Origin of the sequence: Geomonas ferrireducens, from assembly GCF_004917065.1 — a bacterium.
In the GTDB taxonomy this organism is placed as follows: Bacteria; Desulfobacterota; Desulfuromonadia; order Geobacterales; family Geobacteraceae; genus Geomonas; species Geomonas ferrireducens.
This window is the reverse complement of the sequence record NZ_SSYA01000001.1, coordinates 1,975,482-1,995,319: the sequence shown is the minus strand read 5'-3', so window position 1 is coordinate 1,995,319 and position 19,838 is coordinate 1,975,482. Positions and strand designations below refer to the sequence as shown.

The following is a 19,838-nucleotide window of genomic DNA, read 5'->3' as shown; positions in this document are numbered from 1 at the left end:
CGCCGTAACTTTCCCACGGTGACTGCCGGTCCAAATATTCGGTTGAAAAGAACGTCGTTGCTGCGGAGTCCAGCTTTATAACAAAGCGCGTCCGCACCGTCAACGATTTAATGAGTAATTTTCTTTAACCTGCAACGTGCAGGCAACCAGTCATAGCCGGAAAGAGAACTGTAGCAACCTGCCGAGGGCACTCTTCGATTGCGGGAACGGAAGACAGACGGGAAATGGGCAGTTGTCTTAAGCGGGGAGGGTGACAGTTTCAAATACTAACGCCACCAAGGAGTTTGTCAAACGAAGAAAGCGCGACCGACCGTCCCGTCAATGGACGGGTGCATCCAGACGATTCGGTGGCAGCGCTTTCTTTTGCAGCGATGACAGAAGAGCGTCAGCTCTTCGTATAGAGGACGGCGACGGCACGGGCCCGGATCTCGCCGACGGAAACATAACCATGCGGCTCGGAGGACTCATAGTATATGCTGTCCCCGGGGTAAAGACGCATCACCTCGTCCGCGTAGTGGAACTCCAGTTCGCCGTCGAGCAGATAGAGGAACTCCACCCCTTCGTGACTATAGAAGAGGCTGCTGTCCCATTCACGCTGCTCGAACTCAATCAGGAAAGGCTCCACCTTTTTCTGGCGCATGCCCGGAGCGAGCGGCTTGTACATGTAACCCTGCTGGACGTTCTCCTTGCCGGGGCGACGCTGAGTCCCCAAGGGAGACTGGTCTCCGCGGGTCAGCATGAACTTCTGCCGGTCGCCCGCCTCCTCAAAGAAGTAATGGATCCCCACCTTGAGTCCTTTGGCGATCTTCAGCAAGGTAGCAATGGGCGGTGTGACCTGATCGTTTTCGATCTGAGACAAGAGCGGCTTTGACAACCCGGTCATGTCGGCCAGTGCCTGGAGGGTGAGCCGTTGTTCCTGGCGCAGTCCACGCACCTTCTCACCCAGCTTCATCTCTCTGATTTCCTGCTTGATCTTCTCTTGCACGCAGCACCCCCGTTCAGCATATATATTCAAATAGCGATCTGCCGTCAAGGGGTAAATAGTTATTCCTACAGTGTCTGTATCACAAGGTGGAAGGGGTTGACATCAATCCGGTTTTTGGCTAGGCTTTTTCCTTCCTTCTACCTGTTTTCTCCTAAGGAGGGGCTCAATGAAAAGCATCAGACTGCTCGCCTTATTTCTCATCCTTTCCGCCGCCCTTACTTCCTGCAAGAAGAAAGAAGGTGCCATGCTGTACGAGTCGAACAGAAAAGAGTCTGTTCCGGCTCCGGTCCAAGAAGTTCCCAAGGACATACTCGTCACCCAGCAGGCCTTCACCACTCTTGTCAAAAAAGTCACCCCGTCCGTGGTGAACATCTCCACCATAGGGAAGAAGAAACTGGTGCGCCCCTTCTTTGAAGGCTCGCCGTTCTTCGAGGATTTCTTCGGCGACATGGGCCGCCCGCAGTACAGAAGGGAAAGCAGCCTAGGCTCAGGCTTCATCCTGAACCAGGAAGGGTACATCGTCACCAACGACCACGTGGTCAGGGACGCGGAGACCATCCAGGTCAAGCTCTCCAACGAGAGCGTCTACACCGGCAAGGTGATCGGTTCCGACCCGAAGACCGACATCGCGGTCATCAAGATCAACGCGAAGGAGCCGCTCCCGGCCGCGGTACTCGGCGATTCGACCAAGCTGCAGGTGGGACAGTGGGCCATCGCCATCGGCAACCCCTTCGGCCTTGACCGCACCGTCACCGTCGGGGTCGTCTCGGCCACCGGCCGCTCCAACATGGGGATCGAGACCTACGAGGACTTCATCCAGACCGACGCCTCCATCAACCCGGGCAACTCCGGGGGGCCGCTACTCAACATCTACGGCGAGGTGATCGGGATCAACACCGCCATCGTCGCAGCGGGACAGGGGATCGGCTTCGCGATTCCGGTGAACATGGCGAAGCAGGTGGTCACCCAGCTCATCAGCAAGGGGAACGTGAGCCGCGGCTGGCTCGGCGTATCGATCCAGTCGGTCACCGAGGAGATGGCCAAATCCTTCGGTCTGCCCAGGGCAAGCGGCGCCCTCGTCAACGATGTGGTTCCCGGCGGCCCCGCCGCGAAATCAGGCATCCTGCAGGGGGACATAATCACCGGTTTCAACGGCACGGCCGTAAAGGACGTGCGCCAGTTGCAGCGGCTCGTTGGGGAAACGCCGATCGGCAGGAAGGTGGAGGTGGAGCTTTACCGCGACGGCAAACAGCTAAAGGTCCAGGTCACCACCACGCCAGCGGAGAACGCGCAGGCCCAGCCTCAGACGCAGAGGCCGGACCGCGAGGCCGGGGTTTTGGGGCTCTCGGTTGAGGAACTAGGCCCTGATGCGCACCGCCGGGGCCTGACCGGCGTGGTGGTGAGCGACCTCGAGCCGGGGGGGATCGCCGAGGAGAGCGGCATCCAGCGCGGCGACGTCATCGTGTCGGTGAACCAGAGGAAGGTGCGCAACCTCGCTGAGTACCAAAAGGCCATGAAGGATGCCGCCAACCGCGGCGCCGTGGCATTGCTCGTGCGCCGGGGCAACGCCAGCATCTATTTCGCCTTAAAATTAAGATAGAATCTTCGGCAAAAACTGCGTATAGTGTCCCCTGACATTTGCCCCCCCCGGGAGAGATCGATGAGTCTCATAGAAAACCCAGATCAGGCCAGAAGACTTGCCAGGGCCATCATTTCCGATGTTGCTCTGTACAACCGCGAGAAGGTCGAACAGGGCATCAAGGATGACAACATCTTCGAGCTCTTGCAGGATCAACTAAACGAGGGAAGGGAGCACTTCCAGTCCCGAGTGACCAAGGATCTGGCGGAATCGAACATCTTCGACATTGCCGTAGTCGACGTACTGATCAAGCGGGCGGGTAAGATCGAATCATCCATCTGGTAGGCAGGTCAATACAACATTAGACAGTCTCGGGCGCGCTTCCATTCGAAACGCGCCCGCGCTTTTTTTACAGAATATCCCTCCAGGGAAACAGGGCCTTACATGGAACACCCCATCGAACTAACTTTCCCCATGGACACCGATGCCGAGCGGCTGGACAGCTTCATTTCCCGCAGCGTCCCCGAACTCACCCGTTCCGCCGCGGCAAGGCTCATCGACAACGGCTGCGCCACGGTGAACGGCCAGAAGCAGAAGGCCTCGCTCAAGCTGAAGGGAGGCGACGCCGTTACCGTCATCGTCCCCCCTCCCACACCGGCCGAGCCGCAGCCACAGGAGATCCCGCTCGAGGTGCTGTACGAGGACCCCGATGTCATCGTGATCAACAAGGGCGCCGGCATGGTGGTGCACCCGGGGGCCGGCAACGAGGATGGTACCCTCGTCAATGCGCTACTTGCCCACTGCAAGGACCTCTCCGGCATCGGAGGCGAGCTGCGTCCGGGGATCGTGCACCGCATAGATAAGGACACGTCGGGCGTTCTGGTCATCGCCAAGAGCGACCGGGCGCACACCGCGCTCTCCGACCAATTCAAGGTGCACAGCATAAAGAGGATCTACCTGGCCCTCGTGTACGGGAATCTGAAGGAAGACAAGGGGCGCATCGAGTCGATCATCGGCCGCCACCCGGTGGACCGGAAGAAGATGTCGGGCAAGGCGCGAAACGGCAAGAACGCCATCACCCACTGGCGCGTCGAGGCGCGCTTCCCCGGCATCACGCTGGTGCGCCTGAGGCTTGAGACCGGCCGCACGCATCAGATCCGGGTGCACCTCTCCGAGGCGGGATACCCGCTTCTGGCGGACGAGGTCTACGGCGGGGGGAGCAGGCTCGCCCAGGTGAAGGACCCGGTACTGAGACAGATGATCAAGACGATGGGGCGCCAGGCGCTGCACGCGAAGACCTTAGGCTTCCTGCACCCGGTGACGGGGCAGTACCTCGAGTTCGACACTGAGCTCCCGGAGGACATGGCGGGGATCATCGCCTACCTTACAGAAAAAGCTGGGGATATGGAGTAAGGACGAGGGGCTGTTCGACAGCTCCCATATACATACAAGAGGTGCCATTCATGGAAATGCAGAAGGCAGGAAAAATCCAGTATCTGAAGCCGCGCTTCGCGGCCGCGGGGGGCGCCGTCGCCGGTTTCACCACCCGCCACGAGGGGGTCTCGCGCCCTCCGTACAACTCGCTCAACCTCGGCAGCAACACCCTGGACTCCTCGCACAACGTCGAGGGGAACCGCAGCCTGCTCGCGAGAAGCCTGGGCTCCACCCTGGACCGTTTCCTCACCGTGAACCAGGTGCACGGCACCGACCTCCTGGTGATCGACGCGCCCAATCCCGAGCTTTCCCACTTCCTTAAGCTCGAGTGCGACGGTATCGTCACCAACCAGCCCGGCATCATGATCGCCGTCTGCGTAGCGGACTGCGTCCCCATCCTGCTGCACGACCCGGTGCGCAAGGTCGTCGCCGCCCTTCACGCGGGGTGGCAGGGTACCGCCGGGAACATCGCCGGAAAAGGTATCGAAGCGCTGGTGAGTCTCTTCAACTGTGACAAGAAGGACATCCAGGCTGCCATCGGGCCGCACATCGGGGCATGCTGCTACGAAGTGGACGCCCCGGTGCGCGACGCCTTCAAGAAGGCGGGGATCCCGTGGGAGCTCTGCGCCACCGACAAGGGCGAAGGAAAGTGGATGCTCGACCTTGGTGCCGCAAACCGCATGCTCCTTACCGACGCGGGGCTTGCCGCCGACCGCGCGCAGGTGAGCGAGCAGTGCGTGAGCTGCAACCAGGAGCTCTTCTTCTCCTACCGCCGCGACGAGGGAGACACCGGCCGGCAGGTCGGCTTCATCATGCTCGATGCCGAGCAATAAGCTGTAGCGCTCCGACCAAGCTTCTGATATAAGACGGCGGAGAGTTAGAATCCTTTACAGGAGGCGTCCACAGATGCGGAACTTGTTCAGATTTGCCCTGCTCGTAATGACGGCGAGCGCACTTTTCGGCTGCGCTCACAACTACTACAACATCCCCCAGGAAACCCTGGAGAAAAAGGTGCGCACCATCGGTGTCGCCCCGATCTTCACCGACGCGGAATCTGACATCAGGCACCCCGACAAAGAGTCCATCGTCTCCATCGTGCGCACCTACAACATGAAAAACGAGAAGGAGCTGGTCGCAAAGCTTAGGAGCACCGGCATCTTCTATGCGGTCCGTCCGGTTGAAGGAGACGCGGCGAGACTCTTCGAAACCCTGATCTGGAACCGTGAGCGGCGCGACGACGCCGGGATCATCTACAACAAGTACTTCGTGAAGAAGGAAGAGCTGAAACAGCTCCTCGCCCAAAACGGCCTGGACGCCATGCTCTTTGTTACCGTGAGTGGTCTCACCAGACCGGGCAAGGTCTACTCGAGCAACCTCCTCTCCTACCTGGAAACCGACTTCAACTACCTTTCCATGACGGCGCAGATGCTGGATCGCGAAGGGAACACCATCTGGGAGTACCCGAACTTCAAGACGAACAGGCTCTCCTACCCGCTGTTCTTCGCACTTCAGTACCCTGACTTCGACGAGGCGGCGGCGAACCTGACCGAGAAGGTCGACGTGAAGTTCAAGACCGTGGCCGGCGTGAACGCTGCCTTCGCCAAGACGGAGGCATCTTCGGTACCCAACGCACCGGAGGTCTCCACCCTTTACGTCAAGCAGTTCGAGGAGATGCTTGCGCTCATGAAGACCTACTCGCCGCTTTTCGGGGGCAAGGAGAAGGAACGTGAAGCCGCACCCGCCCCGGGGGGAGGAGCACCGGTCTACTACAACCCGCCCGCGAAACCTGCGGCGGCCCCTGTAGCTCCGGCGGTTCCGGCGGCTCCCGCCGCGCCGGCCAAGGCGATCCAGACCGCCCCGGCGCCGGTACCCGCGACACCGGTGTCCGTCACTCCGGGCGACATCGTCCCGGAACAGCCTCCCGCGAAGTAACTAAAAAGGCGGCGCCAGGGTTTCCCCGGCGCCGCCTTTTCTCATCCGACCACCGCCGTTTTCTCCGGGCGGGGCCTAAAGCTCTTCAAACTCTTCCGGGTCCTCGGCCTCTTCCTGCTCCGTCTCCCCTTCCTCCTCGTCTTCGTAATCCTCGTCGCTCACCCGTTTCAGGAACTCCTTGTTGCTTTCGATGAGGCGGCGGATCTCTCCGGCGAGTTCGTCAAGATCTTCGTGTTCCACCTTACGCCTCCCCTCCCTTGCGCAGCAGGGCCTTGCGGTAAAGGTCCAGGTACTTGTGCACCGAGTTCTGCCACGAGTAATCGCTGCTCATGCCGCGCCGCATCAGCTTTTTCCAGAACGCCTTGTCCTGGTAAGCGGTGATGGCCCGGTTCATCGCCTCCCACAGCGCCTCCGCGCTGTACTCCTCGAAGACGAAGCCGTTCGGGGTCTTGTCGTTGTCACGGGGATCGAAGACGCTGTCGGCAAGCCCGCCGGTCCGGCGCACCACGGGGACGGTGCCGTAGCGCATGGCGATCAGCTGCCCCAGCCCGCACGGCTCGAAGAAGGAGGGCATGAGGAACATGTCGCTCCCGGCGTAGATCTTGGGCGCGAGGCTGTGATCGAAGCCGGCGGCGAAGGCGATGTTGCGTGCGCCCGCGGCCTTGATGTCGGTGAACGCCTTTACGTAGCGCTCCTCGCCGCTGCCGAGCATGACGAACTGCATGGGCGCCTTGGCTATCACGGGCAACAGTTCCGCAATCAGATCGAACCCCTTCTGCGCCACCATGCGCGACACCATGCCGAAGACCGGGGTGTCGGGGGCACTGGCAAGCCCCATGAGGCGCTGCAGGCCGATCTTGTCCACCATCTTGCCGGAGAGGGAGGCATGACTGTAGTTCTTCATGATCTCCTTGTCCATGGCGGGGTTCCACTCATCGTAGTCGAGCCCGTTCAGGATCCCTACCAGATCTTCCTTTCTCGTCTGCAGCACGCCATGCAGACCGCACCCCATCTCCGGCGTGCAGATCTCGCGGCAGTAGTTTTCCGAGACGGTGGTGACGCTGTCGGCGGCGAGGATCCCCGCCTTCAGGAGGTTGATCTTGCCGTAGAACTCAAGCCCGTCGATGGTGAAGCACTCCTTGGAGAGCCCCATGGTGGAAAGCTCCTCGCGGGGGAAGAGCCCTTGATAGGCGAGGTTGTGTATGGTGAAGATGATCCCGGTCCTTGCGAAGAAGGGATCGTTCTTGCGCTCGTGCTTCAGGTAGTGCGGGATGAGTGCGGTCTGCCAGTCGTGACAGTGGATGATGTCGGGCCTGAAGTCCATCTTCTTCAGGAGCTCCAAGACGCAGCGGCAGAAAAAGGAGAAACGCTGGGCGTTGTCGGGGTAGTCGCCGCCGGGGGTGCCGTAGAGCTCGTCGCGGGAGAAGTACTCCTTGTTCTCGATGAGGTAGACCGGTATCTCGCCGAGCGCCGCCTGGCGCAGGAACCCTTTTTTCTCGACGCCGTCCACCATGACCGAGGCGCTCTTGCGCCCCTTGCGCACCGCCATCCCCCCCCTCTCGACCACCGAGTAGAAGGGCATCATGATCCGTACATCGTGACCAAGCGTCCTGAGTGTCTTGGGAAGGGCGCTGGCAACATCCGCCAGACCACCCGTCTTGGCAAAGGGAGTGACCTCTGACGCAACAAACAAAATCTTCATGTAAAACCTCTAACACCCTGGAATTATAGGGACATTCTAGATTAAGAGCGCCCCCGGGTAAAGTTTTTTTGTAGAAGAAAAATTTAAGAACCTTCGGATGCGCCCCCGTCGACCCCGAGCCCGGGACCTGCGTAGGCAATGGGTAGCGGGGCCTCGGCGGGCCAACGCCCGAGCGGATTGCCGACCCTTGAAAGGGTCAGGTAGCAGGTGAGCCGGTCGCCGGCATCGAGCCCGAGACCGTTTAGCGGGACGCGCAGTTCGGCGCTGCGTCCCACCGCATAGCGGGCGAGGGCACCGCAGGGAAGCCAGCGTCCCTCTTCAAGCTGCTGCAGCTCCCCCTCCCCCGCACCCGGCCGCATCTCGACGCGGTACTCGCGCCCCCGGATCAGGTGCAGCGACAGGGCGTCCCCGGGCTGCAACACCTTTTCCATGGATTGCACGCCGTCGATGCGGAAGTAAAGGAACTCGAGGTCGTAGCCGTAGAAAAAGGACTGCAGCACGTTCTCGGCGGGGTGCATCGCGCCTCCCTGGCGGGTCAGATCGTAAAGTCCGGCGCAAAGCCACTCGAGGTAGTCCCCGGCCGCGGTCTCCAGCGAAGGGGTGATGAGCCGCGACGGAGCGCGCACGAAACCGGCCGGACGCTGGCGCTTGATCGGCTCGTGCAGTTCGCCCGGCACCTCCAGCGAAAGGAGGCGGTAAACGCTGATCAGGTGGCTTCTGAACAGAAGATCGAAGCTTCCGGAGTGGGCCGAGCTGTGATCGTCGCCGTACCACCAGAACCAGTCGCTCCCCTGCGCCGCGTAAAGGGCCCGGCAGGCGCGCCGTGCCGTATCGTCCGTGCTCTCGCCGCCGGTCAAAAGGCGCGCCGCCTCCGCGCTTCCCTTGGTCGCCGCCTCCCTCGCCCTCGCCAGGTACTCCCACCCCTTGTTCTCCTCGGGATGCCCGATCCAGATGCCGTAGTCGGCGTTGATCCAGGAGCCGGGGTGGATGTGGCCGATGGAGCGGCGCTCCGGGACCCGCTCCAGCACCTCGGCGAAGGTGGCGAGCTCCACCCCGGCGGTCTGGGTGAGGGCCGCGTAGAGCCTTGAGAGGAACGGGAGCCCGTTTTCCTGATAGTGCTCCCAGGCGTTCTCGCCATCGAGGATCACCGGGACCACCCGCGCCTCAGGACAGTGCCGACGCACTTCCTTCACCCGCGCCACGAAGTCGGCCGTTGCGCGCTCCGGGTCCCAGTCCGAGTAGGTGAAACCGATCTGGTCCGAGAGGACCTGGTCCCGGAAGAAGAGCGCGATCTCCTTGTCGGTCTCCTGGAAGAGGTAGGGGTGGTAGAGCGCCTCACGTTCGCGCCCGAGCCCCCCGGGCAGGGTGCGGGAGAGGAGCCGCTCGTCGGAAGCGGTCCATGAAAGCCCCCCCTGCGCCATGATCCCCAGCACCTCGTCGCTCAACGCCCCCTCCGAGGGCCACACCCCCGCCGGGTCGAAGCCGAAGAGCCTGCGGAAGCTCTCGATGCCGTGCCGCAACTGACTCTTCGCGTCTTCAGGGCAGCGAAAGGGGATGCCCGGGAGGTTCACCCCCGGCTGCGCGATGCGGGCGACGCGGGAGTCGCACAGAAGGGGGAGGATCGGGTGGAAATAGGGGCTCACCGAAAGCTCGGCCTTCCCCTCCTCGCGCAGCTTTCGGTAAAGCGGGATGATACCGGCGATGAGGCTGCGCTGGGTATCGAGCAAAAGCGCCTTGTCCGCCGCGTCGAACCCCTCCCCCTTGCGGATCAGGTCGCGAAAACAGGGGAAACGGTTGCGGGCCGCCTCACCGGTCCAGGCAAGGTAGAACCAGACCTGCAGGTCGAGGAGGTCCCTCTCGGTGAAAAGTGTGACGCGGGAGGCGACGCTTCCGGGAACGCCCTCTCCCGCCATGCGGTAAAGCTCGTGGTAGCGCGGGTAGGGCTCGATCATGCGCCGCCGGTTCGCCGAGAAAAAGTTCTCCAAGAGGAAGAGGCGGTCGGCGAGCGTCAGCTCCGCAGGGGGGCGGCGCGCGAGGTCGAGGTACGGATCGACCGCCTCCCCAGAGGCGTAATCGAGGATCTGCTCCAAAAGCGAGGGGACCAGGTTGAAGACCACCTTCACGCCAGGGGTCGCGTCTACGATGGCCGGCATGTCGTAGTAGTCCTTCACCGCGTGGAGGTAGGCCCAGGGGAGCAGGTACTCCCCCCGGACCGGCTCCTTGTAGAAGGGCTGATGCATGTGCCAAAGCAGCGTGAGGTAAAGTGGTTCTTCGGTCATGCTCTCCCCTTTTGGCGTGAAGTGGCCGCCGGGTCCGCTACAGGGCCAGCTCCTTTTTCCAGTGCTCGACCTTCTTCATGTAATCCTCCAGAAGCCGCTGCGCCGTCCTTGGATCCTTCGCCTCGGCTACCACGTGGATCACCGGCTGGTACTGGTCCGGCAGGACGAGCACCCAGTCCTGACCGAAGGAGACCTTGATGCCGTCGAGGAAGGAAGCCTCTTTCTCCAGGCTGTCCTCGCTCATCTTGCGCATGATCCCCCCCTTCTTCTCCCAGACGCAGGGAACCCGCCCCTGCAGAAAGGAGCTTTTCGGCACCTCCTTCAGCACCCGGGAGATGGGAACCCCGGCGGCCGTGGCAAGCTCGATGGTCTTCGCGATGGTGAACATGCCGTCGAAGGCCGCCTGGAACCTGGGGAAGGCAAAGCGCCCGGCCATGGAGCCGGCCATCACCACCTCGGGGGATATGGCCGCCTCGATCATGGAGCGGTCCATGCTTTTCGTGCGGCGCACCGAGCAGCCGTTTTCCTGGGCCAGTTGCTCGATCACCGAGGGGGCGGACACGGGAATCGCGAAGGCGCCCCGGGCGCCGCTTTTCAGCATGAGCGCGGTCATGAGGCTTAAGTACTCCTCGGGCTGGTAGATCCTCCCGGTCTCGTCCACCAGCACCACCTCCTCGGCGGTCGGGTCGAGCCAGAAACCCGCCTTCGCCTCGAGGGTGACAACGATCTTCGCGAGCTGCTGCAGGCTGTTCGGCTTCACGTCCACCGTCTTCGAGCCGCGCTGCTCGTCCAAGTAGGTGTTGAGCCCGATCACCTCGCACCCAAGATCGTTCAGGATCTGCGGGAGGATCTGGCCGGCCGGCGAGTGGTTGAAATCGATCACCACCTTGGGGGTCGCGCTCTTGATGATCTGCTGCTCGAGGCCGCGGAAGAAACCCTCGCGGTAGAAGTCCATCACCTGCGGGAGTTCGGTGATCCCCCCCGGCTCCATGTGGTGGGCACGCCGGAAGTTCTCCTTGTAGAAGATGCGCTCGATGTTCTTGCCCATGGATGAGGAGAAGTCGAGGCCGTCGGCGTCGAGAAAGACGATCTCGGTGGTGGCCGGGTCCTCGAGTGACTGCCGGAAGTGCACCCCCCCCACCTCGCCGAAGGTGCGCAGCTTGTAGCGCAGGATGGGAAGCGACACCATCCTGATGTCGCGCACGTTGACCCCCGCGGAGAGGATCCCCCCGAGGAAGCTCCTCTTCAGCATGCGGGAAGAGAGGGTCGCGTCGCGCCCGACGAGAACGTGGCTCCCCTTGGGCAGCGACGTGCCGTAGGCGCAGCCGAGCTTGGCGACGAACTCCGGGGTGAGCTCGATGTTGGTGAGCCCCTTGATCATCTCCCCCTCGAAGAGCGACTTCTTCCAGCGCTCACCCCAGATGAGGTTGCCGGTCACGGTGGAGCCCCCCTCGATCACCTTCCGGGGCCAGATCTTCACGTCCCGCTTTATGTAGCTCTCCTCCCCTATCGAGGTGTCGTCCGCGATCACCCCCCCCTCTTCCATGATGGTGGCCGCCCCGACGCTCACGTTGTTGCAGACCACGCAGTCGTTGATCTTGGCCCCCTTCTTTATGTAGACGTTGTCCCAGATCACGGCCCGGGTCAGCTTCACCCCCGCCTCGACGATGCAGTTGCGGCCGATGACCGAATCCTTGATCTCCGCCCCCCCCTGCACCTGGGAGTTGTCCCCCACGACGACGGTCCCCTCCACAACGGTCCCCTCGCTGAGCCTGACGTCGGAGCCGACCCGCAGGTCCACCCCCGCCATCTCGCGCCTGGGCTCGTCCACCTTCACCCCGACCTTACCCTTGAGAATGTCGTGGTGCGCCTCGCGGTAGGAGTCGGTGTTGCCGATGTCGCGCCAGTACCCCTTCACCGGGAAGCCGAACAGGGGGGACTTCTTCTTCAAAAGTAGCGGGAAGAGGTCCTGCGAGAAGTCGAAGTTCTCCCCCTCGGGGATGAACTTGAAGATCTCGGGTTCGAGCACGTAGATCCCGGTGTTGATGGTGTCCGAGATCACCTCGCCCCACCCCGGCTTCTCGAGGAACTGGGTGATGCGCTTCTCCTTGTCCGTAATCACCACGCCGAACTGCAGCGGGTCCTTGACCGAGGTGAGGGTGATGGTGGCGAGGGCCTTGCTGCTCTCGTGGAAGTCGATCACCTTCTGGAGGTTGAAGTCGGTCAAAAGGTCGCCGCTGATGATGAGGAAGCGCTCGTCCAGGTACTTCTCGGCGCACTTCACCGCACCGGCCGTCCCCATGTCCTCGAGCGGCGTGACGTAGGTGATGCGGACCCCCAGGTCCGCGCCGTCACGGAAGAAGTTCTTGATGACGCTCGGCTGGTGATAAAGAAGCATGACGAGATCGGTCACCCCGTACTTCTTCAAAAGCTCGACGATGTGCAGCATGATGGGGCGGTTCATAAGCGGAACCATCGGTTTGGGGATGTTGCAGGTGAGCGGCTGCATGCGGGTGCCGAAGCCGCCCGCCATGATGACTGCCTTCATAGGTGAAGCCTCCAGGTCATATTGATGTTCGAATCAGATCGGGATGGGGTAGAGATCGAGCCGCCTTTTCAGGTGTAGGCCGCCTTCTGCCTCTTGGCGAGGACGCGGGCGATCTCGTCCTTCAGCTCCTGGAGGTCGCTCGACTTGACTACGTAACCGTCTGCGAGCCAGGCCGAGAAGTCGTCCTTGTAGCAGGAAAAGGCGGTGCAAAGGATCACCGGAACGGTGTGACGCTCCTTGACGATGCGTTGCAAAAGCTCGATGCCGCTTTCGTTTTTCAGCTTGATATCTATCACCGCGAGGTCGAAGCTCTCCGACTCCAGCTTCTCCACCGCCTCGAGCGCACTGCCGGCGGTTACCACATCGTATCCCTCGTCGCTAAGTTCCGCGGCGTACAGAAGCCTTATGTTCGCCTCGTCATCCACAACCAACAGTTTCGCCATGTCAGATGTTCTCCTTTTTCGTCAAAAGCCTGATGCTGTATGTGTTTCCGCCGCCGGGACGGCTCGTTATGGTGAGGGTGTTTCCCTGCCGTTCCAGGATCGATTTGCAAAGGGAAAGGCCGACCCCCTCGCCGAGCTCCTGGGTCTGGAAAAACGGAGTGGTGAGTGCCACCTGTGCCGTCTCGCTTAGGGGCTTGCCGTCGTCGGTCACGCGCAGCAGCACCGCGTCCCCGTCCTTGAGGCTCTCCACGTGAAGCTCCCCCCCAAGCTCCATGGCAGAGAGGGCGGTGGTGGTGATGGTTTTCAAGCAGTAGCTTATCTGCTTGTAATCGATGCGCACCACGGGGAGGTCGGGGGCGAGTTCCATGCGGCAGGCGACCCCTGCCCCGTTCATCACCCCCTCCAGTTCCCCCATCGCCTTCACAACAAGTTCGTTCAGATCCCAGTAATCGGTGACCGGGAAGAGCGACTCCGAGTAGTCGAGCACCTCGCTTAAGACCTCCTCGAGCTGCCGGGTTTCGCGCACGATCGATTCGAGGTAGCTCCGTTTCTCGTCGTCGGCGCTGCTCCCCTTCAGCAGGGTGCGGGCGAAGCCGCCGATCACCATGAGCGGGTTTCTTATCGAGTGGGCGATGCTGGAGGTGATCTTGCCGACCAGCGCCATCTTCTCCATCTTAACGATCAGTTCCTGCTGTTCCCTGAGCTTCAGATTCGCCGCCTTCTGCTTGGCCACCTCCTCCTGGAGCCGCTCGTACAGAGAGGCGCGCTCGAGGGCGAAGGCAACCGGAAAGGCAAAGGTCTCCAGCGACTGCATGTCCTGCAGGGTGATCGGTTTGTGGGTGATGCAGTTGTCGGCGATGATCACGCCGATGCGGCGGTTTCTGGAGATGAGCGGCATGACCAGGAAGGTGTCGACGCCCAGGATGCGGGCGAGACCCCGGTCGAGGTCGGGGTTGTTCAGGGCGTTCTCCACCAGAATCGGCTTCTTGCCGCGCAGGGCGCGGTTGAAGATGTGCCCCTGGTCGGCCAGGGGGACGGTGAGCTGCTGCAGGATATCGTGGAACTTCACCTTCTCCGAGGTGAGCTTCGTCTTCTGGAAGTCGCGCGCTAGCTGCCTCAGGGTGAAATTGCTGCGGCTTATGTCCTCCCAGGTGCGCCACGCCTCCTCGTAGTCGCGCGGGCCGACCCCCAGGTAGCCGCGGATGTTGCGCCGCTCCTTGTCCGTCATCAGGAGGAAGGCCCGGTTCATCCCGAACCCCTTCCCCGCCGTGATCGCCGTCATGGCGATGGAAAGAACCTCGTCCAGGTCTATGGAATTCTGCAGTACGAGGCCGACCTCGCGCAGGAACTTGATCTCACGGGTCCTGCTGTTGAGAAAGCTCAGCATGGCCCCCATCTGGGCCTTCTGCTCCTGGAACTCGGTCAGTATGTAGGGGAGTACATCCGAAAGCGGATAACCTGCGCCCTTCATCCGGGCCAGGTCGTTCTTGAAGCGGGGGCACTCTACGCATTTCTCTACGATCCTGCGGCGCTGGGAGGAAAGGAGATCCTCCTCCCCCTCGCCCACATACGGGCAATGATCGGCCTCAATATGGTCCCTACTCCAACAGCATTCCCAATCCAAGCGCCCTCCAGGGTCCGGCTTCATTTTATGGCAAACGAACGCGTCAAAGTATAGCACCCCACATAGCCATTTCAAGCGCATGGTGAACTTTTTCTTAAAATTATTAATTAACAATTTACGCAGAAGGACTTACGCCGCCGTGCCGAATGGACGCAAAAAAGGGCCCCGCGGTGGTAACCGGGAGCCCTTCTTTGTGCGGGTTATCTTTGAGCGGGTTATTTCCCCGCTATCATCCTCAACTTTTCCATCTGCATGATGGTCACCTTGTTGCCGTCCAGCTCGATGACCCCCTCGTCCTTCATCTTCTTGAAGGTGCGGGAGAGCGTTTCGCTCACCGTGCCGAGGCGGGAAGCGAGCTCCCCCTTGCGCATGTCGAGCTCCAGATAGGTCTTACCCTGATAGCTCGTGCTCTTACGCGCGGCGAGATCGAGCAGGTAGGAGGCCAGGCGCGATGGGGCGTCGGCGAAGGAGAGCTCCTCGATCTGGCGGGCAAAGCGGCGCAGCAGGAGCGACAGCGAGGCGATCAGGTTCATCGCGAAGCGCGGGTTACGCTCCAAAAGCCCCATGAAGGCGCCCCTGGGGAAGAAGATGACCTCTCCCCTCTCGACGCCGCGGGCCTCGGCCGGGTATTTGCCGTCACCGAAGAAGGCGGCCTCGGCGAAGGTCTCCACCGGGTGCACCATGTGCAGCACCTTCTCGCGGCCGTCCGGCGAAATCTTGCAGAGCTTCAGCGCCCCGGAGGCGAGTAGGTAAAAACCTTCAGCCTTTTCCCCCTCGGTGAAAAGGGTTTCCCCCTTGGCGAAGGGACGTCTGACGGCGATGTCGGCGACTTCGACGAGGTACTCGTCCTCCAGTCCCGAAAAAAGCAGCGCTTTCCTTATGATGTCCTTGTTTTCCATGTCGTCCTTTTTACAGCAAAAAGAAAAGGGAGGTCAAGAGGTTGTTGACCGCGCTCCTGCCTTTACTTCGCCGGTCATCTAATGTAAGATCACGAATTCATGAAAAAGACCCTGTACCGCTACATTTTCAACGAGATACCGCCCCCTTTCCTGGTCGGCATGGTGACCTTCACCTTCGTGCTGCTCATGGGGCGTTTTCTTAAACTCGCCGAGATGGTGGTCGAGAAGGGTGTCCCCTTCACCGACGTACTGCGCATGGTGAGCTATCTGCTTCCGTCCTTCTGGCTCTTCACCATTCCGATGGCTCTGCTCCTTTCCATCCTCCTCGCTTTCGGCCGCCTGTCCGGCGACAGTGAGGTGACCGCCATGAAGAGCTGCGGCATCAGCCTTTACGGCCTGCTTCCCCCGCCGCTGCTGTTCTCCGCCTTCGCGAGCCTGCTTTGCATGTGGGTCACCGTGTACGCCGTCCCCTGGGGGAACAGCTCCTTCAAGGCGCTCATGCTGGAGATCGCCCAGAGCAGCGCCGGCATCTCCATCAAGGAGAAGGTCTTCAACAACGCCTTCCCGGACATGGTGATCTACGCCGACACCCTGGACGCCAAGGCCCAGAACATGGCGGGCGTGATCGTCCACGACGAGCGGGACCCGAAAACCCCCACCACCATCTTCGCCGAAAGCGGCGCGCTCTATTCCGACCCCAAAACCCATTCGATGGAATTCCAGCTCAAAAACGGTTCCATCCACCGCACCGAGGACAAGGGGGGGTACCGGATGGTGCAGTTCCAGGAGTACGTGCTTCGGGTGGCGCTGACGGACACGGCCCCGAAAGGGCCCAAGAAGGCAAGCGAGATGACCATCGACGAGTTGCTCCACCCGCCGAAGGGTGCCGACAAAAAGGAGGTGCTGGCGCGCAGCCTCGAGTTGCACAGCCGGCTGGCGCTCCCTTTCTCCTGCATCGTCTTCACCTTCATGGGGGTGCCGCTCGGGATCCAGAACCGCCGCTCGGGGAAGGCCTCCGGTTTCTCGCTCAGCATAGGGGTGATCCTCTGCTACTACGTCGCCCTCTCGGCCTTCGACACTTTGGGTGAGCGCGGCATCCTGCCGCCGCTTCTCTCCGGCTGGGGCCCGAACCTCCTGTTCCTCGCCGCGGGGGTATATCTCTTCATGAAAACAGCCGCCGAGGAACCGCTTCCGCTGACCGGCCTCTACCCGCAAATGAAGGAGCTCGTGCGGGCCCGCTTCGGCAAGGGGGGCAAGCGATGAGGATACTTACCCGCTACGTCGCAAAGGCGTACGTGAGGATGCTGGGGCTTTGCATCGGCTCTTTCGTCACCATCTACCTCGTGGTCGACTTCATGGAGAAGATCTCCCGCTTTTCCCGTGCCGGTGCCTCGTGGCAACACATGGGGCTGTACTTTTTGCTGAAAGTCCCGGAGATGCTGAGCGACGCGGCCCCTTTGGCCGTGCTCATGGCCACCCTGCTCACCTTGGGCGCCTTCTCGCTCAGCTCCGAGCTCACCGCCATGCGTAGCTGCGGCGTGAGCCTCGCTCGCATCAGCGCCCCCATACTTTCCATAGCCATTTTGGTGAGCGTGCTGGTGCTGCTGCTGGGAGAGTTCGTCATCCCAAAGAGCTACGCAAAGCGGAGCTACATCCAGGAGGTGCTGATCATGAAGAAGGCGGAAAAGGCCTACTTCAGGCAGCACAACATATGGCACCGCGAGGGGACCACCGTGCTCAGGGCGAGCCTCTTCGAGCCGGCGCAGAACCAGCTGAAGGGGGTCACCATCTGGGAGGTCCAGCCCAAGACAGGCCTGCCGCTCAGGCGCACCGACGGAGCGAGCGGACAGCTCGGGCCGAAGGGGTGGGTGCTGAACGACGTGGTGACGCGCGACATCGTGGCGGGAGAGGTGGTACATACCGGAAAGATCCCGCAGCTCGTCGTGCCGCTCAAGCTGAAGCCCGCGGACCTCAAGGTGCTCGGCAAGTACTCCGACAGCATGACGCTCAGGGAGCTGAACCGCTACTGCAAGAAGATCCAGGCGGGTGGGTACGACGCCACCCGCTACATCACCCAGTTCCACAGCAGGATCTCGCTCCCTTTCGGCTGCGCGGTGATGGCCTTTCTCGGCATCCCCTTCGCGCTGCGCGGGGGGCGCTCGAGCGGCATTGCCTTCGGCATCGGCCTCTCCATCGGCTTAGGCTTTCTCTACGTAATCGTGAACTCGGTGATCATCTCGGTCGGGCAGGTCGGCCTGCTCCCACCGATCGTCGCAGCCTGGGCCACCAACTTCATCTTCTTCGCCGCCGGCGGATGGTTGTCGCTGACCATTGACAACTAGCCAAAGAGCGCCGAAAATTTGAAACGTTGCTATGAACCTCTCATGGGAGGGCAGATCATGCTCCGCACGCTTACCATCACCCTGCTGGTGCTCCTCGCTTCTCTCACCGCGGCAATCGCGCAGCAAGCGCCGGTTCCGACTCCGTCATCGCGGCTCCAGCCCCTGAGCGTGCTCAGCATCCTGCCGGCCCAAGGGGAGCCCGGTGCCACGGTGACCCTGAACGGCACCGGCTTCACCACGGCAACGACGGTGGCCATGGGGGCGCGGGACATCCCCGCCGCAGCAGTCGGGAGCCGGATCATCACCTTCGAGCTCCCCGACCTTCCTCCAGGCGCCTATGCCCTCTTCCTGAAGCGGGAAGACGGCGCCACCACGCGTCCGTTCAACTTCGTGCTGCTTGCCCAGAAGCCGGTCATCTCCACCCTCTCCCCCGACACGGTGACCGCCTGCGCCACCGGCCGTGAGCGCGAGGTGCTCGTGAACGGCACGAACTTCCGCAACGGCACCCGCGTCCTGCTCGACGGGGCGGCCGTCAGCACCCGCATCATCTCCCCCACTTCCCTCGCCTTCTCCGCCCCCGCGCTTGCCGCGGGGATGCACCAGGTGCAGGTGAGAAACCCGGGCGACGCCACCTCCGGCGCAGCCGCGCTATTCATCGATGCGAAGCCGGAAATCGCCGGCGTCTCCATCGGCAGGGAGTTCGTGAATTATTACGAGCTGGTCGTGACGGGACGGAATTTCCAGCAGACATCGGTGCTGGTAGTGGACGGCAAGAGGCTTTCGACAGGGAAACAGTTGGTGGGTGAGCGTGAGCAGCTCGTCTACGGCGGGTGCAACCAGATGGTCTACCAGAGGTTCCCTTACGACCCGACCCCCAAGCAGATCACCCTGCAGGTGGTGAACCAAAACGGCGAGGAAAGCCCTCTTTTCACCATCAGTGCCCCCTGAGGTCTTAGTCGACCGGCTCCTCCAGGACGACCAGGTAGCCGTCCGGATCGAAGCACCAGAGCTCATAGGTGCCGTACGGCTTGCGCTCCAGGGGGTACAGGATTTCCAGGTCCTCCTCGAGGAGTTCCTGGTAGATATCGGCAATCCCCTCCACGGCGAGATGAATCGTCATCCCCACCCCGCGCGGGAATCCCTCAAGGCGCGCCTGCAGGACCGGATGCAGTTGCGCGACCGCAGCATCCTCCACGAAGATGATCTGAAATTCCTCCGTCTCCAAAAGCAGGTGTTCAGGAGCGCCAAGCGTGGTGATCGGCCGTTGCAGCGGCAGGTCCAGGATGCCGGCGTAGAAGGCCTCGGTGGTCCCGAGGTCGGAGACGCAGAGCTGAATGGCTATGGAGGCGCCGTTCACTCGCCGAACCAGGCGCTCGTGTAGCTGCTGATCAGCACCATGGAGTTGGTGAAGATCAGGACGCCGATCACGATCATGAACACGCCGGTGATGACCTCAAAGAGCCGGATGTGCCGCTTGAAGCGCCTGAAGAAAATCAGGAACTGGTGCAGGGCCAGCGAGGCGAGGAAGAAGGGGATGGCGAGCCCCATGGAGTAGGCAAGCAGGAGCCAGACGCCGCGTCCCTCGGTGGCAGCGACGGCCAGGATGGTGGCGAGGATCGGGCCTATGCAGGGGGTCCACCCCGCGGCGAAGACCACGCCGACGACGACGCTGCCGAGGTAGCCGGCGGGCTTTCGGTGCAGGGTAAGCTTCTTCTCGCCGAGGAGCATGGTGATGTCGAAGAAGCCCGCAACGTGAATGCCGAAGACGACGATGAGGATGCCGCCGATGCGCCGGATGGCGGTCTTGTGCTCATGCAGGAAGTCCCCGACCAGGGTGGCCGAGGCGCCCAGCAGGACGAAGACGCAGGTGAACCCGGCGATGAAGAGCAGGGAGTGGATGATGGTCTGCTGCCGCACCTTGTGACTTGGGTGCTCCGCGTTCAGGTCCGAGAAGGATAGGCCCGTTATGTAGGTGATGTAAGACGGTATGAGCGGCAGCACGCACGGAGAGAGAAAAGACAGCAAGCCCGCCACGAATGCGCCGACCATGCTGATGTTGGTTGTTTCCATT

Annotated in this window: 18 protein-coding genes; 8 read left to right on the top strand and 10 right to left on the bottom strand. The window is 61.8% G+C overall.

Annotation, left to right across the window (positions count from 1 at the left end; genetic code table 11):
- Positions 1 to 385: 385 nt before the first annotated feature.
- Positions 386 to 985 carry a helix-turn-helix domain-containing protein gene (locus tag E8L22_RS08825; RefSeq protein WP_136524782.1) on the bottom strand — a complete coding sequence of 200 codons (600 nt, stop codon included), beginning with the start codon at positions 983 to 985 and terminating at the stop codon, positions 386 to 388.
- A 166-nt stretch (positions 986 to 1,151) separates the two neighbouring features.
- On the opposite strand from E8L22_RS08825, the gene E8L22_RS08820 reads away from it, so the two are divergent.
- The 5 genes from E8L22_RS08820 (at position 1,152) to E8L22_RS08800 (ending at position 5,930) form a co-directional block, all read left to right on the top strand.
- Positions 1,152 to 2,585 carry a DegQ family serine endoprotease gene (locus E8L22_RS08820; protein ID WP_136524781.1) on the top strand — a complete coding sequence of 478 codons (1,434 nt, stop codon included), beginning with the start codon at positions 1,152 to 1,154 and terminating at the stop codon, positions 2,583 to 2,585.
- A gap of 60 nt (positions 2,586 to 2,645) precedes the next feature.
- On the top strand, positions 2,646 to 2,909 hold the full coding sequence (locus E8L22_RS08815) for a hypothetical protein (protein ID WP_129124495.1): 264 nt from the start codon (positions 2,646 to 2,648) through the stop codon (positions 2,907 to 2,909).
- Between the two features lie 99 nt (positions 2,910 to 3,008).
- A complete protein-coding gene (locus E8L22_RS08810) occupies positions 3,009 to 3,977 on the top strand; it encodes an RluA family pseudouridine synthase (RefSeq protein ID WP_136524780.1) in 969 nt (322 codons plus the stop codon).
- A 50-nt stretch (positions 3,978 to 4,027) separates the two neighbouring features.
- On the top strand, positions 4,028 to 4,831 hold the full coding sequence (gene pgeF, locus E8L22_RS08805) for a peptidoglycan editing factor PgeF (RefSeq protein WP_136524779.1): 804 nt from the start codon (positions 4,028 to 4,030) through the stop codon (positions 4,829 to 4,831).
- Between the two features lie 73 nt (positions 4,832 to 4,904).
- Positions 4,905 to 5,930 carry a hypothetical protein gene (locus tag E8L22_RS08800; RefSeq protein WP_136524778.1) on the top strand — a complete coding sequence of 342 codons (1,026 nt, stop codon included), beginning with the start codon at positions 4,905 to 4,907 and terminating at the stop codon, positions 5,928 to 5,930.
- A gap of 75 nt (positions 5,931 to 6,005) precedes the next feature.
- Here E8L22_RS08800 and E8L22_RS21515 read toward each other — a convergent pair whose 3' ends face one another.
- The 7 genes from E8L22_RS21515 to E8L22_RS08770 all read right to left on the bottom strand — a co-directional run bounded on the left by E8L22_RS21515 (position 6,006) and on the right by E8L22_RS08770 (position 15,425).
- The gene (locus E8L22_RS21515) at positions 6,006 to 6,170 is read right to left on the bottom strand and encodes a hypothetical protein (protein ID WP_198420130.1); all 165 of its coding nucleotides are present in this window, start codon (positions 6,168 to 6,170) and stop codon (positions 6,006 to 6,008) included.
- A gap of 1 nt (position 6,171) precedes the next feature.
- Positions 6,172 to 7,632 carry a glycogen synthase GlgA gene (gene glgA, locus E8L22_RS08795; protein WP_136524777.1) on the bottom strand — a complete coding sequence of 487 codons (1,461 nt, stop codon included), beginning with the start codon at positions 7,630 to 7,632 and terminating at the stop codon, positions 6,172 to 6,174.
- A gap of 83 nt (positions 7,633 to 7,715) precedes the next feature.
- The gene (locus tag E8L22_RS08790) at positions 7,716 to 9,911 is read right to left on the bottom strand and encodes a glycoside hydrolase family 57 protein (protein WP_136524776.1); all 2,196 of its coding nucleotides are present in this window, start codon (positions 9,909 to 9,911) and stop codon (positions 7,716 to 7,718) included.
- Between the two features lie 37 nt (positions 9,912 to 9,948).
- A complete protein-coding gene (locus tag E8L22_RS08785; protein WP_136524775.1) occupies positions 9,949 to 12,459 on the bottom strand; it encodes a mannose-1-phosphate guanyltransferase in 2,511 nt (836 codons plus the stop codon).
- A gap of 68 nt (positions 12,460 to 12,527) precedes the next feature.
- Positions 12,528 to 12,902, bottom strand: coding sequence for a response regulator (locus E8L22_RS08780; RefSeq protein ID WP_129124502.1), 375 nt, complete (start codon positions 12,900 to 12,902; stop codon positions 12,528 to 12,530).
- A gap of 1 nt (position 12,903) precedes the next feature.
- The gene (locus E8L22_RS08775; RefSeq protein ID WP_136524774.1) at positions 12,904 to 14,526 is read right to left on the bottom strand and encodes a sensor histidine kinase; all 1,623 of its coding nucleotides are present in this window, start codon (positions 14,524 to 14,526) and stop codon (positions 12,904 to 12,906) included.
- Between the two features lie 215 nt (positions 14,527 to 14,741).
- Positions 14,742 to 15,425, bottom strand: coding sequence for a Crp/Fnr family transcriptional regulator (locus E8L22_RS08770; protein WP_136524773.1), 684 nt, complete (start codon positions 15,423 to 15,425; stop codon positions 14,742 to 14,744).
- A gap of 99 nt (positions 15,426 to 15,524) precedes the next feature.
- On the opposite strand from E8L22_RS08770, the gene lptF reads away from it, so the two are divergent.
- From lptF to E8L22_RS08755, 3 genes are read left to right on the top strand one after another with little or no spacing between them, the layout of a single operon-like run.
- Positions 15,525 to 16,688, top strand: coding sequence for an LPS export ABC transporter permease LptF (lptF, locus tag E8L22_RS08765; protein WP_136524772.1), 1,164 nt, complete (start codon positions 15,525 to 15,527; stop codon positions 16,686 to 16,688).
- Entirely contained in the window at positions 16,685 to 17,767 is a 1,083-nt protein-coding gene (gene lptG / locus E8L22_RS08760) for an LPS export ABC transporter permease LptG (protein WP_136524771.1), read from the top strand. The genes lptF and lptG overlap by 4 nt, the downstream gene beginning before the upstream one ends.
- Positions 17,768 to 17,824: 57 nt before the next feature.
- Positions 17,825 to 18,715, top strand: a complete 891-nt coding sequence (locus tag E8L22_RS08755) for an IPT/TIG domain-containing protein (protein ID WP_136524770.1) — start codon at positions 17,825 to 17,827, stop codon at positions 18,713 to 18,715.
- A gap of 4 nt (positions 18,716 to 18,719) precedes the next feature.
- Here the strand turns inward: E8L22_RS08755 and E8L22_RS08750 are convergent, their stop codons facing one another.
- Together E8L22_RS08750 and E8L22_RS08745 are read right to left on the bottom strand one after the other, a co-directional pair.
- Positions 18,720 to 19,124, bottom strand: a complete 405-nt coding sequence (locus tag E8L22_RS08750) for a VOC family protein (RefSeq protein WP_136524769.1) — start codon at positions 19,122 to 19,124, stop codon at positions 18,720 to 18,722.
- Positions 19,121 to 19,837 carry a cytochrome c biogenesis CcdA family protein gene (locus E8L22_RS08745; RefSeq protein ID WP_136524768.1) on the bottom strand — a complete coding sequence of 239 codons (717 nt, stop codon included), beginning with the start codon at positions 19,835 to 19,837 and terminating at the stop codon, positions 19,121 to 19,123. Before E8L22_RS08745 ends, E8L22_RS08750 begins: the two co-directional genes overlap by 4 nt.
- Position 19,838 lies beyond the last annotated feature (1 nt).

What these genes read in the sequence shown, in the direction of transcription:
- E8L22_RS08790 (WP_136524776.1), bottom strand. Translation starts at nt 9,911, where the DNA reads ATGACCGAAGAACCACTTTACCTCACGCTGCTTTGGCACATGCATCAG.
- E8L22_RS08770 (WP_136524773.1), bottom strand. Translation starts at nt 15,425, where the DNA reads ATGGAAAACAAGGACATCATAAGGAAAGCGCTGCTTTTTTCGGGACTG.
- lptF (WP_136524772.1), top strand. Translation starts at nt 15,525, where the DNA reads ATGAAAAAGACCCTGTACCGCTACATTTTCAACGAGATACCGCCCCCT.
- E8L22_RS08785 (WP_136524775.1), bottom strand. Translation starts at nt 12,459, where the DNA reads ATGAAGGCAGTCATCATGGCGGGCGGCTTCGGCACCCGCATGCAGCCG.
- E8L22_RS08815 (WP_129124495.1), top strand. Translation starts at nt 2,646, where the DNA reads ATGAGTCTCATAGAAAACCCAGATCAGGCCAGAAGACTTGCCAGGGCC.
- E8L22_RS08745 (WP_136524768.1), bottom strand. Translation starts at nt 19,837, where the DNA reads ATGGAAACAACCAACATCAGCATGGTCGGCGCATTCGTGGCGGGCTTG.
- E8L22_RS08800 (WP_136524778.1), top strand. Translation starts at nt 4,905, where the DNA reads ATGCGGAACTTGTTCAGATTTGCCCTGCTCGTAATGACGGCGAGCGCA.
- E8L22_RS08810 (WP_136524780.1), top strand. Translation starts at nt 3,009, where the DNA reads ATGGAACACCCCATCGAACTAACTTTCCCCATGGACACCGATGCCGAG.
- E8L22_RS08780 (WP_129124502.1), bottom strand. Translation starts at nt 12,902, where the DNA reads ATGGCGAAACTGTTGGTTGTGGATGACGAGGCGAACATAAGGCTTCTG.
- glgA (WP_136524777.1), bottom strand. Translation starts at nt 7,632, where the DNA reads ATGAAGATTTTGTTTGTTGCGTCAGAGGTCACTCCCTTTGCCAAGACG.
- lptG (WP_136524771.1), top strand. Translation starts at nt 16,685, where the DNA reads ATGAGGATACTTACCCGCTACGTCGCAAAGGCGTACGTGAGGATGCTG.
- E8L22_RS08755 (WP_136524770.1), top strand. Translation starts at nt 17,825, where the DNA reads ATGCTCCGCACGCTTACCATCACCCTGCTGGTGCTCCTCGCTTCTCTC.
- E8L22_RS08820 (WP_136524781.1), top strand. Translation starts at nt 1,152, where the DNA reads ATGAAAAGCATCAGACTGCTCGCCTTATTTCTCATCCTTTCCGCCGCC.
- pgeF (WP_136524779.1), top strand. Translation starts at nt 4,028, where the DNA reads ATGGAAATGCAGAAGGCAGGAAAAATCCAGTATCTGAAGCCGCGCTTC.